This is a genomic window from Leifsonia araucanica (assembly GCF_051161895.1).
In the GTDB taxonomy this organism is placed as follows: domain Bacteria; phylum Actinomycetota; class Actinomycetes; order Actinomycetales; family Microbacteriaceae; genus Leifsonia.
Genome location: NZ_JBMBTW010000002.1, coordinates 2759050 through 2780674 on the forward strand (window position 1 = coordinate 2759050; position 21625 = coordinate 2780674).

The following is a 21625-nucleotide window of genomic DNA, read 5'->3' on the forward strand; positions in this document are numbered from 1 at the left end:
CGTGTCTTCTCGCTGACCTGCCCGCGTGCGGGAAGGCTCAGCCGGTGGTGCGGCCGGGATGCGCTTTGGGGTTGCGCATCCCGGCCGCGGCCCTACTAGCGGAGCAGCTGCAGAACGCCCTGGCCGGACTGGTTGGCCTGCGCGAGCATCGCGGTGCCGGCCTGCGACAGGATGTTGGAGCGGGTGTACTTCACCATCTCCTCCGCCATGTCGGTGTCGGTGATACGCGAGTTCGCGGCCGACAGGTTCTCCTTGGAGACGTTGAGGCTGCGGATGGTGCTCTCGAAGCGGTTCTGGACCGCACCGAGGTTGGCGCGAGCGGTCGACACGTTCGTGATCTGGGTGTCCAGAGCAGCGATCGAGGTCAGCGCGTTCGCGGCGGTGTCGAAGGTGAGCGCGCCGACGGCGGTGGCCACCGTGGAGACGTTCGCACCGGACAGGTCGACATCGATCTGGTCGTTGGCGGCAACGGAACCGGCACCGACCTGGAAGGTCAGCGTGGCGTTGGAGCCGTCGAGCAGCTTGATGCCGTTGAAGTTCGCGTCGCCCGAGATGCGGGTGAGCTCCTTCGTGAGCTGGTCGACCTCGGTCTTGATAGCGGCGCGCGAGTCGGAGTTGTTCGAGTCGTTACCGGCCTGGACTGCCAGGTCGCGCACGCGCTGCAGGATCGAGTGGACCTCGGTCAGCTGACCTTCAGCGGTCTGCACGACGCTGATGCCGTCCTGAGCGTTGCGGGCGGCGACCGTGAGGCCTCCGACCTGCGACTTCAGGCCCTGCGAGATCGCCAGGCCTGCCGCGTCGTCCGCCGCACGGTTGATGCGGAGGCCGCTGGACAGCTTCTCGAGCGACTTCGAGAGGTCGCTCTGCGTGTTGTTCAGGTTGCGGTAGGCGTTGAGTGCCGACACGTTGGTGTTGATCTGCATACCCATGATTGCTATTCCTCCATGATTGGGTTTGTGCGGCCCGTCCGTGGGCTGCAACATCTTCTATCGGCCGTCGCGCGCATCCCGTTAGCGATGAGCTGCGACGATCTGCGACGAGTTCAGGATGCGCGTGCCGAGGTGGACGACGGCGGCGGCGAGAGCCGCGCGACGTTCGCCACCGCGTGCTGCGCGAGGCGGGCGAGGTATGCGCTGCGGCGGGCCTGCGAGGTCTTCGCCTCGATGACCTCCGGGTCTCCCTCGTCCGCGTAGTGCGTGGCCATGCCCTCGCGCATGAGGCGGATCGCCTCCGAGCGCTGCTGCGACACGGCCGAGTGGGTGATGCCGAGCTCTTCCGCGACCTCCGTCACGGTGCGGTCGTCGAAGTAGATGGCCTCGACCACGTAGCGCATCCGGTCGGGGAGGGCGGAGACGGCGGCGCGCACGTACGCGGTCTGCTCTCCGGCCAGCAGCGAGTCCTCGGGGGAGACGGCGTCGGAGACGAGGATCGTCTCGACGGTCTCGTCGATGGTGGTGACGGTCCTGGATGCGTCGGACAGCGCAGCGGCCGCCGTCTCGCGGTCGACGCCCAGCGCGTTGGCGATCTCTTCGACGCTGGGTGTGCGGCCGAGGCCGGCGGTGAGGCTCTCCTGCACCGCCATCGTCTCTTTGATGCGCTTGCGGGCCGAGCGGGTGGCCCAATCGCTCGCGCGCATCTCGTCGGCGAACGCGCCGACGATGCGGGTGCGGGCGTATGCCCCGAACGGGATGCCCAGTGTCGGGTCGAACGCTCCGGCGGCCTGCACGAGGGCGAGGGCGCCGGCGGAGGCCAGGTCGTCGCGCGACAGGTGCGTCGCTCGTGAACACAGGTCGGAGACGAGGTAGCCGACGAGCGGCAGATTCTCGACGACGAGCGTGTTGCGTTCTGTGCGGTTCACGCGGGCGACCCCTGTCCTGGTTTGCCGAGCGCCCGCGTCCGTCCGGCGTTCGCCGGTGGTTTCGGTGCGGGTGGTGCTCGGGCGGTTCTGTGGAATGTCCGGACTTACTTCGGGTGCCGAACAGGCGCTAGGGGTCTTGCTCGTGTTCACGGTAACAATTGCAAGTAACTCCGCGCGGGGGTGTCGCGCCCCCACTATGGGGCAGTACCTACCCCCAGTACGGGGAATACTGACATTCATGTGAAAAGCGCTAGGCGTCCCAGCCAACTCACTGGCCGCCGCCCCTAACATCGAGGCCAAACCTGCCGATGGTCCCTGGTGACGGCGCAGACCGGCGCCGCGGACACAAGGGGACCATGTGCGCACGACGACTCACGAGGAGGTTGGTAGCGACATGGCGGCGAGTGAACTCTCTGCGCAGCTCTGGAAGGAACGCGAGCTGCTCGAGCTGCTGCTCTTCAAGCTCGAGGAGGAGCAACTACTGCTCACCGCGGGCAAGTCGCGCTGGATCTCCCACGCGACCCGCGAGGTCGAGCAGGTGATGGAGCGCATGCGCTCCGTCGGGCTCGCCCGCACCGTCGAGGTCGCCTCGCTCGCAGAGGAGTGGGGAATCAGCCCCGATTCCAGCCTCCGCGAACTCGCCACGGCCGCCCCCGACGGCATCTGGTCCGACATCTTCGCCTCGCACCTGGCCGCCATGATCGAGCTCACCGCCCAGATCGCCGAGGTGCGGGACACCAACGAGCGCCTGCTGCGCGAAGCGGCCCGCTCCACCCAGGAGACCATCAACGGCCTCGCCGGCGGCGGGGGAGACCCCGGGGTGTACGGCGCGGGCGGCGAGAGTCGGCCCGGCGCATCCACTGCCAGGCTCTTCGACACGGAAGCGTAGGACAGCGACAGGATGAGCACCTTCAGCGGACTCAACACCGCGTACACCGGACTGGTCGCCGCCAAGGCGGGCCTGGATGTGGTCGGCCAGAACCTGGTCAACGCCAACACGCAGGGATACACCAGGCAGCGCATCCAGACGTCCGGCGTGCCGGCGCTGAACCAGGCCGGGCTCTTCGTCGGCGGCGTCCGTCCGGGTCAGGGTGTGAGCGTCGACGGCATCCAGCGTCTCGACGATGCAGCACTGGATGCGCGGGTGCGCACCACCACGGCGCTCTCCGGATACTCGAACACCAGGGCGTCCGCCCTCTCCACGCTCGAAGCCTCGCTCAACGAGCCGGGCACGAACGGCATCTCGGCGCAGCTGCAGAAGTTCTGGTCAGCCTGGTCGGACGTGTCCAACCAGGCGGGGGAGCAGGCGCCAGCCGGCGTGCTGCTCGGCCAGGCGGGCAGCCTGGTCACCCAGATCTCGCAGGGCTACGCGTCCGTCGACAACCAGTGGAGCGCTCTGCGCACCAACGTGGACGGCATGGTCACCGACCTCAACCAGGCCGCGAGCCAGGTCGCAGAGCTCAACGGCCGCATCCGGTCGACGCTGGCCTCCGGGGGCTCGGCGAACGAGCTGATGGACCGCCGCGACGTGCTCACCACGCAGATCGCCAACCTCGCCGGCGGCGTCGTGCGTCCGCGCGACGACGGAACGGTGGATGTGCTGATCGGCGGCAACGCGATCGTCTCCGAGACCTCGTTCAACGCCGTGCAGGCCGCAGGCGCCCGGCTGATGGGGGATGCGACAGGCGATCCCGTCCGCCTCGAGTGGGCGAGCCGTCCGGGCTCCGCCATCGCGATGGAGGGCGGCGCCATCTCCGGCGCGATCTCCACGCTCGCGCCGGCAGACGCATCCGGCACCGGGGGAGTACTGGCGGAGGCAGCGGCCGGATACAACGCCTTCGCGGTCACGCTCGCCCAGCGGGTGAACGACCTGCACCGCACGGGAGCGACCCCGAGCGGTGCGACCGGCCTCGACTTCTTCGCGATCGACGCCACCAAGCCCGCCGCGCTCGGCCTGTCCGTCGTGCCGACCACCGTCGGCCAGATCGCGACGGGGACGCCGGGTGCCGGTGGAAGCGACGGCAGCCTCGCGGGGGCCATCGCCCAGCTCGGCACCGGCCCGAATGCGGTCGACAAGCAGTGGACGGCGTTCGTCGTGCGCATCGGCGTGGCGAGCAAGTCGGAGCAGCAGCAGTCCGCGCTGGCCGACCTCGCCTCCAAGGGCGCGGTGAACGCGCAGCTCTCCAACTCGTCCGTCGACCTCGACGAAGAGAACATGAACATGCTGGCGTTCCAGCATGCCTACCAGGGTGCCGCCCGCGTGATGACCGCGGTCGACGAAGCGCTCGACGTGCTCATCAACCACACCGGATTGGTCGGGAGGTAACCGTGTTCACCCGTGTGACGAACGCGACCCAGACGCTCAACGCGCAGAACAACCTGCAGGCCAGCCTGCAGCGGCAGACCGCGCTCTACGATCAGGCGACGAGCAGGCGCCTCCTGAACCGGCCGTCGGACGACCCGACCGCCACGGCGAGCGCCCTCGGCGTCCGCTCCGACCAGGCGGCCAACGCACAGTATGCGCGCAATGCGGACAACGGGGACGCCTGGCTCACCACCGCCGACTCCACGCTCACCTCCGTCGAGGCGATCATGAACAGGGTCCGCGACCTCACCGTGCAGGGCTCCAACGACGGCGCTCTGTCTCCCGAGGCGAAGGAGGCCGTGGCCACCGAGCTCGACGGCCTCAAGAAGAGCCTGCTCTCGCTCGCGAACACCACCTACCTCGGCCGAACGGTCTTCGCGGGCAACTCGAACGCCGGCGTCGCGTTCCAGCCCGACTACACGTTCACCGGCGTCGCCGGGAGTACAGTCGACCGCAGAGTCGGTCCAGACTCGACCGTGCGCGTCGACTCCGACGGCGCAGCGGTGTTCGGCACGGGGGCGAGCTCGGTGTTCGCGCTCATCGACAACACCGTGAGCGATCTGCGCTCCGGGGTGAACACGGGACCTCGCCTCGGCGAGATCGACAACCGGATGAAGGCCATCGTGGGAGAGCACGCGGAGATCGGCGGGCGCCAGACCCGCATCGACAAGGCGAAGGACACGCTCGCGGTCAACTCGAACTCGCTCGAGGGCCAGCGCGCGAGCCTCGAGGACGTCGACCTCAGCAAGGTCCTCCTCGACCTGAAGACCCAGGATGTGAACTACCAGACCGCGATCGCCGTCACGGCGAAGGTGCTCCAGCCGACGCTGATGGACTTCCTCCGATGAGCGCCGTCAGCTTCCTCGCGCCGCCTCCCGGCCTGGAGCCGCTGGTCGACTTCGAGCTCACCGCCGTCGCCGGCGCGGAGGGCCTGTACACGCTGCAGGCCGCCGAGCGCCCGGAGATCCGCCTGTTCACGATCGACGCGGCCAGGCACCTGCCCGGCTACTCGCCGGAACTCCCGGACGACAAGGCCGCCGACCTCGGCGTCAGCACGGCGGACGAGGTGCTGGCGCTCGTCGTCGTCACCCCGTCGCGCGAGGGCAGCACGGTCAACCTCGCCGCTCCCGTTCTCGTCAACAGGGCGACCGGCGCTGGACTCCAGCTGGTGCTCGACGACGACGTGTTCCCCGTGCAGGCGCAACTCGCAGCCCTCGCGGGCGCCTGAATTCAGACCCCGCGCACTATTTGGCGGGAGGGCACGGCACGGTCTTGCCGATGGCCTCCGTCATCTGCGCCTCCGACCACGGAAGCCCGGCGACGACCTTTGCGCCCTTCACCTTCGCCGGCACCTTGGAGACGATGGAGGCGAGCCGCTGCGCGAGGTACTGCGCGAACGCGGGCCCCGGCGTCGAGTTGTTGAGGGCGACCACGATGGTCAGGCCGGACGACGGGTCGCTGTACAACGCGGACAGATAGCCGGGCATCGCTCCCGCGCTACCGCGCAGCGGGCCGAGGATCTGCACGCCGAGCCCGTACTTCTGCCAATCCGACCCGTTCGGGATGCCGGTGGCCTGCGCCTTCGCCGACTTCTCCGACACCAGCGAACCGCTGGCGAGGGCCTGCACGTACGCCTTGAGGTCCGGGACGTTCGAGACCACACCGGATGCGGTCCAGCCCATCGACGGCGACAGCTGCGTCACATCCCGCATCGGCTCGCAGACCACGGCGCCCGCAGGGTCGATGCCCACCGAGTATCCGGCAGGATGCGGGCCGGGCACGGTGAGCTGCGACGGACCAGGGAACGAGCTCGACGTCATCCCGAGCTTGTCGAAGATGTAGTGAGAGTAGAGGTCCTGCCAGGACTTGCCTGCCGCGTTCTCGAGCGCCATGCCGAGCAGGACGAAGTTCGTCATCGACACCCCGAGCTTTTCGCCCGGCTTGCCGAACGGCTGCGTGGCGAGGCCGTCGCTGGCGAGTTCGAGCGCCGGCCACTGCCTGGTGGGGTTGTTGAGGAAGATGTGGTTCAGCTGGCCCTGGAAGTCGCCGATGCCCGAGGTGTTCTGGCACAGCTCCCGCAGAGTGACGCCGTCGACGCCGACCAGCCCCGGCAGCCATTTGGTGAGCGGGTCGTCGAGCTCGACCGTGCCGTCGTCCACCAGGCCGAGCAGCACGGTGCACGTCATCGGCATGGTGTTCTGCGCGATCCGGAAGGTCATCCCGGCGGTGACCGGCTTCGATCCCTTGAGGGTCGTGGTGCCGATGCCGTCGGTCCAGCTGCCCGCCCACGGCGCCCACACGCCGACCATCGCTCCGGATGCGCCTGCCTGCTTCATCGCGTCCGTCACCGCGGTCTTCAGCTTGCCCGTGACCTCGGAGGAGAAGCCGCCGGCGACCTGCTTCGGCAGCGTGGAGCTCGCGCCGGCATTCGGGGTGCACGCGGCCAGAACCAGGGCGAGGACGCTCGCCAGGGCGACGGCGGTGATCCGTCTCGCTCGTCGTCGCATTGCCATCCCCCGATGGGTTCGGTGTCCCTGGTCAAAGGATTCTAACCGCTCACGGGGGACGCACCGTGCAGCGCACCGGTATCCCGGCCGCCCGATGTGCGCTCACTTTTCTGCGGTTCCCTGCTCCTGCGTGGATGCGCGAGCGGCCAGCTCGGTACGATTCGCGACGCCGAGCTTGGAGTAGATGTGACTCAGGTGCGTCTTCACGGTGCTCCGGCTCATCGACAGGCGCGCCCCGACGTCAGGGTTCGACAACCCCTCCGCGACCGTCGTCGCCACCTGCACCTCGGTCGGAGTGAGGCTCGCCCAGCCGGTCGTCGGGCGAGAACGCGGCCCGTGAGCTCGTCGGGCGTACGCGACAGCCTCCTGAAGGTCCCACGCAGCGCCCGCCGACGCTGCGTTCTCCCCGTCCGCCGAGTCCCGGACGGCCTGAAGAGCCGAGAGTGCCTGATCGTAGGACGCCTGCTGTGTTGGCGTGCGCGGAAGTCCCAGGCGGGCACGCGCCGCCGACGCGGCAGCGAGGAGCCGCACGGCGTCCACGGAGGGCCTTGCGAGCGCACTCACGCGCGCCAACGCCTCCACGCTCTCGATCTGAGCGGGGACCAAGCCGTGGTGCACGCGGATCGCCAGAGCTTCGTGCTGCAGTTCGGCGGCCCGGCCCAGCGTCTCCGGGGTGTTCGCCGCCAGCTCCGCTTGGCCGCAGAGCGCTTGAGCCAGAGACCCGGGAAGGCCGAGGCGCCGGCAGGCGTCGACCGCCCGGGCGAACACCTCTGCCGCCTCGTCCACACGGCCGAGAGCGGCCAGGGCGGCACCCAGCTGCGGCAGCGCGCGAGCCGAGATCCACGTCTGGGCACCGCGCTCTGTCGCAGCGGCGGGGCGCTCGAGCCAGGCGACCGCTGACGCCGCGTCCCCCCGCTGTGTCGCGAGCGACGCCAGCGCCTCGTTGAGGCCGGGAATGAACACGTCGTCGCGTTCGGCGAACTGCGCGAAAGGAACGAGGAGGTCGGCTGCCGGCTCCGGATGCCCGCGCCCCGCGACGATCCGGGCGAGGGTCGAGCGAGCGAGCCCCAGCCGAAGGTAGTCGTTCAGCGGCTCTGCCAGCAGGACCGCCTGCTCGGCCAGCTCCTGCGCGCGCGGGAGGTCGCCGGTCGCGAAGGCGCCGTCGGCCTGGTACGCGAGCAACGTCGAGCGAATCCCCGGATGGTGGGGCAGTTCCTTCTGCAGACCCTCGGCCACAGCCTGAGCCTCCGCGTGCTCGTCTCGCAGGTGCAGGATCATCGCCTGCAGGGCACCAGACGCTCCCTCCACGAACGAGCTGCCGGTCGTGAGAGCCGATTCGCGGGCCTTCTCGCACAGCGCCCACGATTCGCCGAAGTCGGTGTAGAACGAGCCGACGGCCGACAGCAGAAGACACTGCGCGCGCTCGGCTGTCGCCCCGATCTCCTCCGCCAACGCGAGGGCGTGCGCAGCCGCCTCGTACTCCACGTCGAGGGGTCCCGCCGTGTCTGCGACGAAGGCCAGGCCGGTCAGAAGCCGCACCTGGAGCAGGGTCCGATCCTGGGTTCCCCGTTCGATCGCAGCCCGGAGGAACGTCATTCCCTCCCGGCCGCGCTGGTCGAAATGCCAGTACCAGGCCAGGCTGGCGGCGAGTTGTCGGCCCTGTTGCGGATCGGACGCTGCGAGCCCGTACTGCAGGCCGGCCACGAGATTGTCGTATTCGCGGGCGATCTCATCCCGCCAGGTGAGGGGGTTCGACACCCGATCCCGGTCGGCGTCCTCCGCGACGGCGACGCACCAGCCGAGGTGGCGAGCACGGCTGACCTCCTGCTCGCCCGCCTGTGCTGCCCGTGCCGTCGCGTACGCACGGATGGTCTCGAGCATCCGGTAGCGTGCGCGGCCGTCGCGTGTCTCCGTCACGAGGAGCGACTTGTCGACGAGTCGACGGATCGCCAGCAGGACATCGGACGATGTGACGTCCTCCCCCTCGGCGCACACCACCTGGGCGGCTGTCGACGTGAAGGAACCGGCGAACACGAAGAGGCGGCGGAAGATGACGCGATCGGCGTCATCGAGCAAGGCATAGCTCCAGTCGATGGATCCCCGCAGGGTCAGCTGGCGCCGCGGGGCACCTCGAGGGCCACGGACCAGCAGCGAGAACCGATCCTCGAGGCCCGCTTCGACCTGCTCAGGGGTGAGAACGCGCATCCACGCGGCGGCGAGCTCCAACGCCAGGGGGACGCCATCCAGGTGGGCCGCGATGGAGAGCACCGCCCGGAGACTCGACTCGTTCACCGCGAACTCCTGCTGCACCGACCGGGCGCGATCGACGAACAGGTCGACAGCGTCGGCGTCCTTCAGCGGAGGAACCAGCAAGACCGTCTCGCCGGGAAGGGACAGTGGCTCCCGGCTGGTCACCAGGACGACGACATCCGGGCAGGACCGGAGCACCGCCTCGACCAGCTCGGCGACGCCCGCGAGAACGTGCTCAGCGTTGTCGAGGCAGAGAAGCGCACGCCGCGCTGCCAGGTGATCGCGAAGGGACCGGAGCCGAGTCCCGAGGGGCGGCGCGCCGACAGCGGCGGCCGCGGCCTCTGCGACCGACTCGTCGTCGGACAGCAGGGTCAGATCGACCCAGAACACGCCATCCGGAAAGTCGGCCACCCTCCGGTGCGCGACCTCCGCCGCCAGGCGCGTCTTACCCGCTCCGCCGGGCCCCGTGAGGGTGATCAGGCGTCGGGTCGAGAGGAGACCGGACACCGTCGCGAGCTCGTCGTCTCGGCCGATGAAGGCGGTGAGCGGCGTCGGAACATCTGCCACGGACGCGGAGGCCTCCGAATAGTCGGCGTCCTCCGCTGCGCTCATGCGCTCCACCCTGCCACGCAATGCCGCCAGACCGCACGATATCGGCCAGGTGGCCGATGTTCGGCTCGGAGGATCAGGACAGGCTCAGGAGCACGACGTTCGACACGAATCGGAGCACGAGCATGGTTTCCTCACCCTCGACGATCACAGCGGCGGGACCGCTGGTGGTCTCCGACCGCAACCCCCGCTATTTCACACCCGGCTCCGGCCCTGACACCGGAAAAGCGGTCTACCTCACCGGGTCCCACATCTGGAACAACCTCCAGGACGGCATGGGCCCCGGGCCGGACGCACCGGATGCTCCCGAGCAGCTGGACTTCGACGCCTACCTCGATTTCCTCACCGCTCGCGGGCACAACTTCATCCGGCTGTGGCGGTGGGAGCAGTTCCGCTCCCAGGCGGCCGGAGGTAACTTCCACCTCGACATGAGCCCGCAGCCGTGGAGTCGCACCGGACCCGGAACGGCCAAAGACGGCAAGCCGCGCTTCGATCTGGATCAGCTGGACGACGACTACTTCGCACGCCTCCGCGATCGGGTCGTCGCAGCGGGCAGCGCCGGCATCTACGTCGGGGTCATGCTGTTCGACGGCTGGGCACTCCACCTCAGCCCGGCGCCGGACCACATCGAGGGCCACCCGTTCCACGCCGGCAACAACGTCAACGGTGTCGCCGCCGAATCCATCCTGGACCTGCAGGTCCTCCCACTGGACGAGCGCGTGCAGGAGATTCAGGACCGGTACATCCGCCGGGTGATCGACACCCTCCACGACCTGCCCAACGTGCTCTGGGAGGTGGCGAACGAGTCCTCCGGCGGCGGCACGGTGAGCGACGAGTTCGCGGGCTTCATCGGCCTCACGACCGCCCCGGACTGGGGCGACACGACCCAGTGGCAGTACCGGGTCATCGATCTCGTGAAGGACCACGAGGAGAAGAGCGGGTACGACACGCACCCCATCGGGATGACGATGCAGTTCCCGGTCGCGAACCAGACCGCCGTCAACCGGCCTCTGCTCGCCAGCGACGCGGAGTGGATCTCACCGGGCTACGACGACGAGATGTTCGCCGACGGCGGTCACCCGATGGCCCCCGGCGCACCCCCGTCGCGCTGGTACGCCGACCCTCCGGTCGCCGACGGCGGGAAAGTGATCATCAGCGATTCCGATCACTACGCTCCCGGACAGGGCGACGCGCTGTGGGTCTGGAAGACCTTCCTGCGCGGCCATCACCCCATCCTCATGGACTACGGCATCATCGCCGGGTTCGAACCGACGGACGAGAGCTCGGCCACCAGCGGCATCCCGCCGTTCGAGTCGTACGAGCCCGCGCGGTGGGCGATGGGCGACACGCGCCGCTACGCGGAGCGGATGGATCTCGTCGAGATGACGCCGCGAGACGACATCGCGTCCTCGGGGTACAGCCTCGTGCACGCCGGCGCCGAATACCTCGTGCTGCAACCGGATGCCGACCGTGAGCTCCAGGTGCACCTGGAGGCGGGAGAGTACCGCGTGGAGTGGTTCGACATCGACGAGCGGACGACGCAGTCGGGCGATCCCGTCGTGGTGGATGAGGCGCGGGAGGTCTCCTTCCGAGCACCGTTCCCCCATCCCTCCGCGCTCTATCTGTCCCGGGTCGACCGGTAGGAGGCCGACGATGAGCACAGTGATCGCCGACATCTCCATCTCCCTCGACGGGTACGTCACCGGCCCGGACCCGTCTCCGACCCAGGGCCTCGGCCGGGGAGGCGAAGGCATCCACGGCTGGGTTCTCCAGCACCCTCGCTCGCCCATCGACGAGGACATCCTGGCCACCTCGTACGAGAACACCGGCGCCGTCGTCCTCGGTCGCAACCTCTTCGACATCGTCGACGGACCGGACGGGTGGAACGACGACATCGGGTACGGGCACGACCAGGACCAGACGATCGCCCCACCGTGCTTCGTCGTCACCCATCAGCGCCCGGACCACGTCCGCCTCCGCTCCCGTTTTCAGTTCGTGACCGCGGGTGTCGGCGAAGCCGTCCGGCTCGCCCGGATCGCAGCGGGGAGCAAGGATGTCGTGGTGATGGGAGGCGCGAACGTGATCGACCAATCGATCGCCGCCGGACTGGTGGATCGCCTGCACATCCATGTCTCCCCGCTGCTTGTCGGCTCGGGCGTACGCTTGTTCACCTCTGCGGGGACTGCGAGCTTGAGACAGAGGAGCATCGTGAGTTCTCCGCGCGCGGTTCACATCCTGTACGACGTGATCGGTGAAGGGGATCGATGACCGGAACGGTGCTCGCGATCCTGGCGGCGCTGGCCTTCGGCGTCGGAGACTTCGCCGCGGGGATCGCCTCGCGCAGGATCCATTTCCTGTTCGTGACCCTGGTCATCGAGGCCATCGGCGTCATCCTCGTCGGCGCGGCGCTCCTCCTCACGGGGCCGCCGCCACCGGAGTTCAGCTCTCTCGCCTGGGGAGCGGTCAGCGGGATCGGCTCGGCCATCGGCACTCTGGCCCTCTACCGTGGCCTCTCGCGTGGCCAGATGTCCGTGGCCGCGCCGCTGTCGGCCGTCGGCGCCGCCGCCATCCCCGTCGTCGTCGGGTTCCTCCTCGGTGACCGGCTCTCCGCCGTCGCCATCGCCGGCGTCGTCCTGGCCTTCCCCGGGATCTGGCTGGTGGCGAAGTCATCGGCGAAGACCACGCGGACAGGCACCGCGGACGGGCTCGTCGCCGGCGTGGGGTTCGCGCTCTTGTTCGTCGCGCTCCACCAGGCCGGCGACACGCTCTGGCCGGTCGCGGTCGGTCAGCTCACCGCGCTGGTCACCGTCGCGATCGCGACGGCTCTGTACCGGCCGCCCCGACCCGGCCGACGGGATGCGATCCGCGACCGGTGGTGGATCCTCGCGGCCGGCGTCCTCTCGATCAGCGCGACGATCGCGTATTTCTACGCCAGCCACGTGGGGCTGCTCACCATCGCAGCGGTCCTCGCCTCGATCTATCCCGCCTTCACGATCGTGCTCGCCGTCCTGATCCTCCACGAGCGGCCCACGCGTGCACAGCTCGCCGGTCTGATCGCCTGCGGAGTCGCCGTCACCGCGATCACGGTCGCATAGCCCGGACGGACCGCCGCCCAGCATACGATCGTGGCATGCAGAGCTTCCCTCCCGAGATCGTCGACGCCGTCCTCCGCCACATGAACAGCGACCACACGGACGACAACCTCGTGATCGTGCGCGCCAACGGAGTGCCGGACGCCGCGCAGGCGACGATGACGGCTCTGGATGCGCAGGGCGGCACGTGGCGCGTCGTCACCGCCGGCGACCACGCGACGGACGTACGCATCCCGTGGACGATCCCGGTCGCCGAGCGCGCGGACATCCGCAAAGCCGTCGTGCTGCTCTACCGTTCGGCGTGCCGGACGCTGGGCATCGAGCCGCGCACCGAATAGGCGACCAATCCGTTCCCGCCCATCCTCCGAACCAGGAGATGAGGCGCAGCGCCAGCCGCGCCGCACACTAGGAGGGAACATCATGCGCACATCACCGAACCGTCTGGTCGCCACCATCTTCGGCGCCGTCTATCTCGTCGTCGGGCTTCTCGGCTTCGCTTACACCGGCGGCGTCGGCTTCGTCGCCACCAAGGGCGGGCTCATCCTCGGCATCTTCGAGGTCAACCCGCTGCACAACATCGCCCACCTGCTGATCGGCGCTGCGCTGCTCATCGCCGGGCTCACCAGGGTGGCCGCCGCCAAGGCCGTGAACACCACCGTCGGCGCCGTCTACCTGCTGCTCGGCATCGTCGGGTTCTTCCTGGTCGGCACGGGCGCGAACATCCTGGCACTGAACACGCCCGACCACTTCCTTCACCTGGTGAGCGCTATCGTGCTCCTCGGCGTCGGCCTCGGCGCCGAGAAGACCGTCCGCCGCACGTCGGCCGTCGCCTGATCCGGCTGAGAGACGAGTCACGGTGAGCACCATGACCAGGGCAGTTCAGGGGGAGGCTGTAGGCGTGGCCGTCTCGGCGGCCACCCGCGCCTGGCTCGCCGTGGCTGCGCTGGGAGCAGGGCTGCTTCACGCGGCCCTCGCCGCCAGCGCACCCCTCCCGGCCGCGATCGTCCTCGTGGCGTTCGCGGCAGGGGAGCTCGGGTGGGCGGTCGCGGCTTTCGTCCGCGACCGTCCGCCTTTCTTCCGGGCGGCACTCGTCGCCGCGCTGGTGCCCGTCGGTGCCTGGGCGGTCGTCGCGACCGTGGGAGCGACGTCGGAGGCCGGGACCGTCCTGGCACTGCCGCCGTTGCCGCTCGCGGTCGCCGCCCTGCTCGACGTCGCGGTCGCTGCGACCATCGCCGTAGTGCTGCGCCGCGGGAAGGCGGCCAACCCGGATGCGGGCGCCCTGCGCTTCGTGCTGGCGCTCCTGCTGAGTGCAGCAGCGGTCAGCGCGGTCACCATCCCGGCGCTCGGTGTCACGGACGCGGGTGTGGCGGCAGTGGATGTGCACCTGCAGCACTCCGGGCACCACTGAGCCGCGCTTCGTCGGACCGGCTTTCAACACCCTGGCGTTTCCCAGCCTCGCTGCTACACTTAGGGCACCCTTCCTTAGGTAACCCTAACTAGCAAGCAGAACGGCTGGAGCATCGTGGCAGCAATCATCCCCTTCTCCCAAGCCCTTCGTGAGCGGACCCGAACCGATCACGGGTCCAGCGAGGATGCCGGCTTCATGCAGGACCTGATGACCGGGAAGGGCTGCCGCGAGGACTACATCGCCCTGGTGGCCCAGCACTACTTCATCTACGAGGCCCTGGAGGCGGTCGCCGGCCGGATGAGCGACGACCCGGTGGCCGCCGCCTTCATCACCCCGAAGCTGACCCGCCTTCCCGCGATCGAGGCCGATCTGGCGTTCCTGCTCGGCGCGGACTGGCGCGACCGCATCGCCCCCGTCCCCACGACGGTCCGCTACGTCGACCGCATCCACGAGGTCACCGACTGGCCGGGCGGCTTCATCGCCCACCACTACACGCGCTACCTCGGCGACCTGTCCGGCGGCCAGATCATCCGCACCCTCATGCAGCGCCAGTTCGGATTCGAGACGAACGGCGTCGGCTTCTACCTGTTCGCGGAGATCGCGAAGCCGCGCGAGTTCAAGGACGTCTACCGCGCCCAGCTGGACGCCGTCGACTGGGACGACGGGGAGCGCGAGCGCGTCATCGACGAGGTCATCGTCGCCTACGCGTTCAACACGTCGCTGTTCGAAGACCTGGCCGCGGCCAAAGCCGCCGCCTAGACGCCCGCGCGCCGCAGCACGAACGATCCGTTCCCGAACCGCACTGTCGACCCTGGATCGACCTCGTGCCGGGTGTTCGGGTCGCACGCGTATGCGCCGTCGCCCGGATACACGATCGTGGTGCCGTTCGCCGACCCGAGGTCGAGCACCCAGAAGATCCCGTCGTACTGCCCGAACGCCAGGTGCGCCCGCGAGATGGACTTGGCGTCGTCCGCCACCGTGATCAGCTCGGCGTGGGCCGGATCGTCCAGCTCGGTCCCCGGCGTGTGCGCGGCCGGGTTGCGCCCGATCACGCCGTTCCCGCTCGTCTCCACGTGCTGCCCGTCACTGAAGTCGAGCACGAAGGTCACCGCCATCTGAGTCTCCTGTCGCGTGTGTTCGGCGTGTGCGCGCCTCAGCCCTCGCGGGGCCGGGTGCGCATGAATCGTTCGACGTCCGCATCCACCATGATGTCGCTCGGCCGCAGGGGGCGGGACAGGTAGAGCCCGTCGAGCGAGGTGATCCGGCTCAGGGCCACGTAGGTCTGGCCGGGGCTGAACGCCCGCTGGCCGAGGTCGACGACCGCGGAGTCGTACGTCTTGCCCTGGGACTTGTGGATGGTGACCGCCCACGCCAGCCGCAGCGGGAACTGGGTGAACTCGGCGACGACGTCTTTGGTGAGCTTCTTGGTGGCGGGGGAGTACGAGTACTTGAACTTCTCCCAGATGGCCGGCTCGACCTCGTGGATCTCGCCGTCCACGTCCACGTAGACGTTGGAGTCGATGCGGGTGACCGTGCCGATGGTGCCGTTGACCCAGCGCGGACCCTCGCCGCCCTGGCCGACGTCGTTGCGCAGGAACATGACCTGCGCCCCCACCTTGAGCTCGAGCGTCTCGTCTGCCGGGTACGTGCGGCCGCCGAAGTCGCCGCTGACCTCCGCCTTGGCGGTGAGCGCGCGGCCGGGCAGGCGGCGCAGCGCCTCCGCGTTGATGCGGTTGACGGAGTCATTGCGGGTCGCCAGCGTGATCGTGCCGTCATCCGGTGCCGGGCGGGCACCCATCTCGTTGAGCCGGTCGGCGATCTCCTTGGTGACCTGGCCGTGCCGCACCGCATTGAGCATGTATTTGAAGTCGGACTCGTGCTGGCGGTGCACCTCGACGAGTTCCACGATCTTGAGGTCGGCCTCCTGCCACACCTTGGCGTCGAAGAACCACATCGACCGATACGTGTCGCCGAAGTACGCCCGCTCCTCCGGGTCGCCCGGCACGGGAGCCAGCTGGTACGGGTCGCCGAACAGCACCACCTGCACGCCGCCGAACGGCTCCTTGTTGCGCTGCCTGGCCTGACGCAGGCTGCGGTCGACCGCATCCATCAGGTCGGCGTTGACCATCGAGACCTCGTCGATCACGAGGGTGTCGATACTGTTGAGCAGCTTGCGCAGCTCGGCGCTCTGCTCGATGTCGTGGTCGGCGATGACCCCGATCGGCAGCCGGAACAGCGAGTGGATGGTCTGGCCGCCGACGTTCAGCGCCGCAACCCCGGTGGGCGCGGAGATGACGAGCGACTTCTCCGTGTTCCAGGAGAGATGGTTGAGCAGGGTGGATTTTCCTGTGCCGGCGCGACCGGTGACGAACACATGCTCGCGGGTGTGCTCGATCAGCTCGAACACCCGCTGTTGTTCGGGCGTGAGGGAGAGTCGGCCCATCCGATTCCCTTCCGTCGCGCGACCTGCCGAACTACTCTAACGCGGCGCCGGGCTCGGGCGGCGGTTCTCCACAGGCCCATAGGATGGCGGCATGAGTGGGGACGAGTCGGAGGGTGCACCCGCGCATCCGCTCGCCGCTCTCAGCCCCCGCACGCGCGTCCTGCTGATCTGGTCCGGCGTGGCCGTGCTGCTCGTCCTGGCGTTCGTCGCCGCGGTCGGCGCCGTGCAGCGCGCGTTCTACAGCCCGGCCGGTTTCGCCACCTCCTACGTGGACGCGCTGGCCGCCAGGGACGTGCGCGCCGCGATGGCGATGCCGGGCGCAGACCCGACCCCCGCATCCCTGTCGGCGCAGGGCCTGCCTGAGAAGCCGTCACGCGAACTGCTCCGACCGGATGTGCTCCCTCACCTCACCGGCATCCGGGTGGTCAGCGACGACCAGCTGGCGTCCGGCTCGCACCTGGTGGAGGTCGTAGCCCGCGCGGACGGGCATCCGGTGACGGCGAAGTTCACCGTGCGGCAGACCGGTTCGGTGCTCGGGGTCCTCCCGCTGTGGGAGTTCGCGAAGACGCCGCTGACGGTCGCGCACATCCAGGTGCAGCACGCGGACACGTTCACGATCGCCGGCCACACCCTCGAACCCCGCGCGGCGGAGAAGCAGCCGGCCGACGCGTTCTCCGTCGCGGCCGACTACCTCATGTTCGCCCCCGCCCGGTATTCGCTCGGGCACCACTCCCGCTATCTCACGGCCGACACGGTCGCCTTCCCCGCCGCGGCAGGGCAGCGGGTGCCGGTGGCAGTGGATGCGCAGCCGACCAACGCGTTCGTCTCCGTCGTGCAGACGCAGCTCCACGACTTCCTCGACGACTGCGCCAAGCAAGAGGTGCTGCAACCGGCGGGCTGCCCGTTCGGGGCGGTCATCGACGACAGGGTGCAAGGACTGCCGGCCTGGTCGATCGTGCGCTACCCGCCGGTGACGATCGAGGCCGGGGAGACCGGATGGGTGATGCCGCGCTCCGAGGGCGCCGCCCACCTGTCCGTGACGGTGCAATCGCTGTTCGACGGGTCGGTGTCGCAGCGCGAGACCGACGAGCCGTTCGCGATGTCCGTGTCGAAGATCACCCTCCGCGACGACGGCGGGATTGACCTGGTGGTGGCGGACTAGGGCTGCTCGGCGCTACCGGCTCACCCCTACCGCCGCGCCCCATCCCGCGACGCCAGCTTCTGCAGCCGCTCGTTGTACGCGTTCAGCTCCGCCTCGCCCGTGCGGTCGGCGTTGCGGTCGCGGCGCTTGGTCTCGCGGTCGTCGCTGCGGCTCCACTGGATGGCCACCACGATCGCCAGGATGACGGTGGGGATCTCGCCGACGCTCCAGGCGATGCCGCCTCCCGTCTGCTGGTCGACGAGCGGGCTGTCGCCCCAGGTGCGGCCCATCGAGCCGAACCAGTCGGCGAGGAGCAGTCCGGTGCTCTGCATGATCGAGAGGCCGAAGAAGGCGTGGAAGGCCATCGTCCCGAGCAGGAGCAGCAGCCGGAACGCGTACGGCAGGCGGTACTTCACGGGGTCGATGCCGATCAGCGACTGCACGAAGAGGTAGCCGGTGATGAGGAAGTGGATGATCATCCACTCGTGCCCGATGTGGTCGGTGGTGGCCCAGCGGAACAGCGGCGTGTAGTAGAACGCCCAGAGCGACCCGGCGAACAGCACGGCGGCCACCACCGGGTTCGAGATGACGTTCGCGAAGCGGGAGTGCACCGCCAGCAGGATCCACTCCCGGCCGCCGCGGGAACCGTCCGTACGCTTCCTGATCGACCGCAGCGCCAGGGTGACGGGCGCTCCGGGGACGAGCAGCAGCGGCACCATCATCGTCAGCACCATGTGGGCGAGCATGTGGGTGGAGAAGAGGTACTTCTCGTACACGTTGACACCGCCGGAGGTGATGTAGAACAGCAGCACGATGCCGAGGATCCAGAACACCGTGCGGTGGATGGGCCAGGCGTCTCCGCGCTTGCGCAGCCGCCAGACGCCCGCGAGGTAGAAGAAGATCGCGAAGCCGCACGCGAGCACCCAGAGCAGGTCGAAGTTCCAGCTCGTGAACAGCCGGCCCCAGGTGAGTTCGGGTGGCAGCTTCTCTCCGGTGAGGATCTGGGCGGGCGTCGGAGACTGTCCGAGCTTCTCCGCCACGGGCGTCGCAGTGCGGGCGAGCGCGGCGGCGACACCGGATGCGATCCCCATGAACGCGAGTTCGGCCGTGACGATCCACCAGAAGGTGCTGCGCTTGCCGCCCGCCTTGAGCCTGCCGATCAGGATGCGCCGCTGCATCACGCCGAAGACGCCGAGCGCTCCGAGTGCCGCCACCTTGACCAGCACCAGGATGCCGTACGGCGTGGCCAGCTGCGCCAGGGTGCCCACGCGCAGCTCGGCGTTCACGTAGCCGGAGGCCGCGACGACGATGAAGGCGATCAGGGCGAGCGACGAATACCGTTCAAGCACGGGAACGAGGCGGCCGCTGTCGAGCGTGCGCCTGGCGACGATGAGGGTGACCAGACCGCCCAGCCAGATCGCGGCGAAGAGCACGTGCAGGCCGAACGAGGTGACCGCGGCGTCGTGACCGGCGGCATCTGCACTGTGGCCCTGCTGCGCCATCGGGACGATCGACGCGATGGCGAGAGCGGTGACGAAGATGAGGGCCGTGTGGTTGCGGACCGCGAAGCAGAGCACCGTGACGGCGGCGGCGATGAGCGTGATGCCCAGCCAGGCCTGCCCGATGGAGACGCTGGTGACGAACGAGCTGAGGCCGTTGCTGAACGCCTCGTCGAACGACCACGGCACGTTCGAGACGCTCACGAACGTGAACAGGCCGGTGGCAGCGCTCGCGACCGTCATCACCGCGGCGGAGCCTGCGGCGAAGTCGAGGGACTTGCCGAACTCGTCCTTCTCCGGGCTGAACGCGAAGCAGGCGAGCACCAGCGCGCCGATCGTGCCCGCGGCGCTCAGGTTCACGATGAGGGTCGCCGTCGGGAGACCCCACCGCACGAGCGCCCCCGGGTCGGCCAGGAGGGGTGCCGCAGCGCCTCCGCCGAACGCGAGGGCCGCGATCATGGAGACGATCGCGACGATCAGCAGGACGGCAGGACCGATGATGCGGACGAGTCGGGGCACCGGACAAGCCTACGTCTCACGCGCTGAGAGCCCGCACACAGGTGCGGACAGACGACGAGGGCGGCACCGCCGTGCGGTGCCGCCCTCGATCAAGCCGGTGAGACTACTTGACGGCAGCCTTGAGCTTCGAGCCGGCGGTCAGCTTGACGCGGTGACCGGCCGGGATGGCGATCTCGGCGCCGGTCTGCGGGTTGCGGCCGGTGCGGGCAGCGGTCTCGGTGCGCTCTGCAGCGAGCCATCCCGGGATGGTGACCTTGCCACCGTTGGCGACGGTCTCCGCGATGGTGGCGAAGAATGCGTCGAGCACGCCACCGACGGCAGCCTGGCTCTGACCCGACGACGCGGCGACGGCGGCAACGAGCTCGGTCTTGTTCAGCGACTTGTCAGCCATTGAGTGTCCTCCTCGGACCTTGTGCTGGATATACAGCTTTTATGTGGAACGGTTGAGGCCAAACTGGCCGTTACGTTTGGTCGGTTGACCGCCTCGAATGTATCAGAAACCCGCGAAAACACGCGGATTCTCGGCGTTTTTCACAAAGTAGGGAGCATTTGGGCAGGCGCGGGGACCGCATCCACCTCCCGGCGGGAACGACGAAGGGGTGCCCGGCCGAAGCCGGACACCCCTTCGAGGATGCTGTCTCGCTGTTTACCAGCTGGACTTGGTGATACCGGGCAGCTCGCCACGGTGCGCCATGTCGCGGAAGCGAACGCGCGAGATGCCGAACTTGCTGAGGTTTCCGCGGGGACGGCCGTCGACGGCGTCGCGGTTGCGAACGCGGATCGGGGAGGCGTCGCGCGGGATCTTCTGCAGGCCCTGGCGAGCCGCTTCGCGCGACTCGTCGGTGCCGTTGGGGTCGATCAGGGCCTTCTTGAGCTCGAGACGACGTGCCGCATAGCGGTCAACGATCACCTTGCGCTGCTCGTTCTTGGCGATCTTGGACTTCTTAGCCATGTGTTTAGCGCTCCTCTCGGAAGTCGACGTGCTTACGCACTACGGGGTCGTACTTCTTGAGCACGAGACGGTCGGGGTTGTTGCGACGGTTCTTCTTGGTCACGTAGGTGTAACCGGTTCCAGCCGTCGAACGAAGCTTGATGATCGGACGAACGTCCTGCTGCTTTGCCATTAGATCTTCTCCCCACGGGCCAGGAGGTCCTTGACCACGGACTCGATGCCACGGGCGTCGATGACCTTGATGCCCTTGGCGCTCAGGGTCAGGGTGACATTACGGCGAAGCGACGGCACGTAGTACGTCTTCTTCTGAATGTTCGGGTCGAAACGACGCTTGGTGCGTCGGTGCGAGTGCGAGATGTTGTGTCCGAAGCCGGGAACGGCTCCAGTCACCTGGCACACTGCTGCCATTGTCTTTTCTCCAATACCGCGGAGCCGGATGCTCCGCCCAAGGTCACTTGTCGGCACGGTTCACCCCAGAAATCCGGAGATGTTGGGGTTCACGTACGATCTGAGCAGGAGAGGCCCACTCAGCCAAACATCAATAGTACGTCACATCCGCGCATCCCGCCAATCGCCCGGGATGCGCTGCTCACGTCAGGCGGGAGCAGGAGGCGCACAGACCGAAGATGTCGACCACGTGCTGGGGCTGCGTGAAGCCGTGCGCCGCCGCAGCGGCCTGGGCCCACTGTTCGACGGCGTCCGCCTCGATCTCGACCGTGAGGCCGCAGTTGCGGCAGATCAGGTGGTGGTGGTGGCCGGTGGTGCACGCCCGGTAGAGGGCTTCACCCTCCGGCGACTGCAGCGAATCGGCCTCGCCCTCCGAGGCGAGGTCGGCGAGCGCCCTGTACACCGTGGCGAGCCCGATGGGCGATCCCGTCTCGTGCAGGCTGAGGTGAAGTCCCTGCGCGCTGATGAAGCCCTCCGTGGAGGTCAATGCCTCTCGGACGGCTTCGCGCTGCCAGGTGTTCCGCTTCACCACGCC

At 68.7% G+C, this 21625-nt stretch carries 24 protein-coding genes; 12 read left to right on the plus strand and 12 right to left on the minus strand.

What is annotated here, in order from left to right; all coding sequences use genetic code 11:
- Nucleotides 1-95 precede the first annotated feature (95 nt).
- The gene (locus ACN6M5_RS13315; RefSeq protein ID WP_434950540.1) at nt 96-929 is read right to left on the minus strand and encodes a flagellin N-terminal helical domain-containing protein; all 834 of its coding nucleotides are present in this window, start codon (nt 927-929) and stop codon (nt 96-98) included.
- 113 nt (nt 930-1042) lie between these two features.
- Nucleotides 1043-1858, minus strand: coding sequence for a sigma-70 family RNA polymerase sigma factor (locus ACN6M5_RS13320; RefSeq protein WP_085367401.1), 816 nt, complete (start codon nt 1856-1858; stop codon nt 1043-1045).
- A 394-nt stretch (nt 1859-2252) separates the two neighbouring features.
- Here ACN6M5_RS13320 and flgN point away from each other — a divergent pair, with 394 nt between their 5' ends.
- The 4 genes from flgN to ACN6M5_RS13340 are packed head-to-tail and all read left to right on the plus strand — an operon-like array spanning nt 2253 to nt 5451.
- Nucleotides 2253-2747 carry a flagellar export chaperone FlgN gene (flgN, locus tag ACN6M5_RS13325; protein ID WP_085367402.1) on the plus strand — a complete coding sequence of 165 codons (495 nt, stop codon included), beginning with the start codon at nt 2253-2255 and terminating at the stop codon, nt 2745-2747.
- A gap of 12 nt (nt 2748-2759) precedes the next feature.
- Nucleotides 2760-4184: a flagellar hook-associated protein FlgK gene (flgK, locus tag ACN6M5_RS13330; protein WP_434950543.1), complete on the plus strand. Its 1425-nt coding sequence runs from the start codon at nt 2760-2762 to the stop codon at nt 4182-4184.
- Nucleotides 4185-4186: 2 nt separating this feature from the next.
- Entirely contained in the window at nt 4187-5071 is an 885-nt protein-coding gene (gene flgL, locus ACN6M5_RS13335) for a flagellar hook-associated protein FlgL (RefSeq protein ID WP_168690682.1), read from the plus strand.
- Entirely contained in the window at nt 5068-5451 is a 384-nt protein-coding gene (locus tag ACN6M5_RS13340; protein ID WP_434950545.1) for a flagellar assembly protein FliW, read from the plus strand. Before flgL ends, ACN6M5_RS13340 begins: the two co-directional genes overlap by 4 nt.
- Nucleotides 5452-5467: 16 nt before the next feature.
- Here ACN6M5_RS13340 and ACN6M5_RS13345 read toward each other — a convergent pair whose 3' ends face one another.
- On the minus strand, nt 5468-6730 hold the full coding sequence (locus tag ACN6M5_RS13345) for a serine hydrolase domain-containing protein (RefSeq protein ID WP_434950547.1): 1263 nt from the start codon (nt 6728-6730) through the stop codon (nt 5468-5470).
- Between the two features lie 102 nt (nt 6731-6832).
- A complete protein-coding gene (locus tag ACN6M5_RS13350) occupies nt 6833-9592 on the minus strand; it encodes a helix-turn-helix transcriptional regulator (RefSeq protein ID WP_434950549.1) in 2760 nt (919 codons plus the stop codon).
- Nucleotides 9593-9714: 122 nt separating this feature from the next.
- Between ACN6M5_RS13350 and ACN6M5_RS13355 the strand changes: the two genes are divergently transcribed.
- From ACN6M5_RS13355 to ACN6M5_RS13385, 7 genes are all read left to right on the plus strand, one after another.
- The gene (locus ACN6M5_RS13355; RefSeq protein ID WP_434950551.1) at nt 9715-11232 is read left to right on the plus strand and encodes a hypothetical protein; all 1518 of its coding nucleotides are present in this window, start codon (nt 9715-9717) and stop codon (nt 11230-11232) included.
- A gap of 10 nt (nt 11233-11242) precedes the next feature.
- Nucleotides 11243-11857 (plus strand): dihydrofolate reductase family protein, encoded by a 615-nt coding sequence (locus tag ACN6M5_RS13360; RefSeq protein ID WP_434950553.1) that lies wholly within the window; start codon nt 11243-11245, stop codon nt 11855-11857.
- The gene (locus tag ACN6M5_RS13365; RefSeq protein WP_434950555.1) at nt 11854-12684 is read left to right on the plus strand and encodes a DMT family transporter; all 831 of its coding nucleotides are present in this window, start codon (nt 11854-11856) and stop codon (nt 12682-12684) included. Before ACN6M5_RS13360 ends, ACN6M5_RS13365 begins: the two co-directional genes overlap by 4 nt.
- A 35-nt stretch (nt 12685-12719) precedes the next feature.
- A complete protein-coding gene (locus ACN6M5_RS13370; protein ID WP_434950557.1) occupies nt 12720-13019 on the plus strand; it encodes a DUF2470 domain-containing protein in 300 nt (99 codons plus the stop codon).
- Between the two features lie 82 nt (nt 13020-13101).
- Nucleotides 13102-13515, plus strand: a complete 414-nt coding sequence (locus tag ACN6M5_RS13375; protein WP_085367407.1) for a DUF4383 domain-containing protein — start codon at nt 13102-13104, stop codon at nt 13513-13515.
- Between the two features lie 31 nt (nt 13516-13546).
- Entirely contained in the window at nt 13547-14089 is a 543-nt protein-coding gene (locus ACN6M5_RS13380) for a hypothetical protein (RefSeq protein WP_085367408.1), read from the plus strand.
- A gap of 114 nt (nt 14090-14203) precedes the next feature.
- Nucleotides 14204-14848: a biliverdin-producing heme oxygenase gene (locus ACN6M5_RS13385; RefSeq protein WP_434950559.1), complete on the plus strand. Its 645-nt coding sequence runs from the start codon at nt 14204-14206 to the stop codon at nt 14846-14848.
- Here ACN6M5_RS13385 and ACN6M5_RS13390 read toward each other — a convergent pair.
- Both ACN6M5_RS13390 and ACN6M5_RS13395 read right to left on the minus strand, forming a co-directional pair.
- Nucleotides 14845-15204 carry an FHA domain-containing protein gene (locus ACN6M5_RS13390; RefSeq protein WP_085367410.1) on the minus strand — a complete coding sequence of 120 codons (360 nt, stop codon included), beginning with the start codon at nt 15202-15204 and terminating at the stop codon, nt 14845-14847. The genes ACN6M5_RS13385 and ACN6M5_RS13390 overlap by 4 nt on opposite strands.
- 38 nt (nt 15205-15242) lie before the next feature.
- Entirely contained in the window at nt 15243-16532 is a 1290-nt protein-coding gene (locus tag ACN6M5_RS13395) for an ATP-dependent DNA helicase (RefSeq protein ID WP_085367411.1), read from the minus strand.
- Nucleotides 16533-16623: 91 nt separating this feature from the next.
- Between ACN6M5_RS13395 and ACN6M5_RS13400 the strand changes: the two genes are divergently transcribed.
- Complete coding sequence (locus tag ACN6M5_RS13400) at nt 16624-17694, plus strand: hypothetical protein (protein ID WP_434950562.1); 1071 nt, start codon at nt 16624-16626, stop codon at nt 17692-17694.
- A 26-nt stretch (nt 17695-17720) separates the two neighbouring features.
- Here ACN6M5_RS13400 and ACN6M5_RS13405 read toward each other — a convergent pair whose 3' ends face one another.
- The 6 genes from ACN6M5_RS13405 to ACN6M5_RS13430 form a co-directional block, all read right to left on the minus strand.
- Complete coding sequence (locus ACN6M5_RS13405; RefSeq protein ID WP_434952397.1) at nt 17721-19631, minus strand: bifunctional copper resistance protein CopD/cytochrome c oxidase assembly protein; 1911 nt, start codon at nt 19629-19631, stop codon at nt 17721-17723.
- 163 nt (nt 19632-19794) lie between these two features.
- A complete protein-coding gene (locus ACN6M5_RS13410) occupies nt 19795-20082 on the minus strand; it encodes an HU family DNA-binding protein (protein ID WP_085367412.1) in 288 nt (95 codons plus the stop codon).
- Between the two features lie 255 nt (nt 20083-20337).
- Nucleotides 20338-20643, minus strand: a complete 306-nt coding sequence (gene rpsN / locus ACN6M5_RS13415; protein ID WP_085367413.1) for a 30S ribosomal protein S14 — start codon at nt 20641-20643, stop codon at nt 20338-20340.
- Nucleotides 20644-20647: 4 nt separating this feature from the next.
- On the minus strand, nt 20648-20815 hold the full coding sequence (gene rpmG, locus ACN6M5_RS13420; RefSeq protein WP_085367414.1) for a 50S ribosomal protein L33: 168 nt from the start codon (nt 20813-20815) through the stop codon (nt 20648-20650).
- A complete protein-coding gene (gene rpmB / locus ACN6M5_RS13425) occupies nt 20815-21051 on the minus strand; it encodes a 50S ribosomal protein L28 (protein ID WP_018188988.1) in 237 nt (78 codons plus the stop codon). The genes rpmG and rpmB overlap by 1 nt, the downstream gene beginning before the upstream one ends.
- Before the next feature lie 181 nt (nt 21052-21232).
- Entirely contained in the window at nt 21233-21622 is a 390-nt protein-coding gene (locus tag ACN6M5_RS13430; protein ID WP_434950566.1) for a Fur family transcriptional regulator, read from the minus strand.
- Nucleotides 21623-21625: the final 3 nt, after the last annotated feature.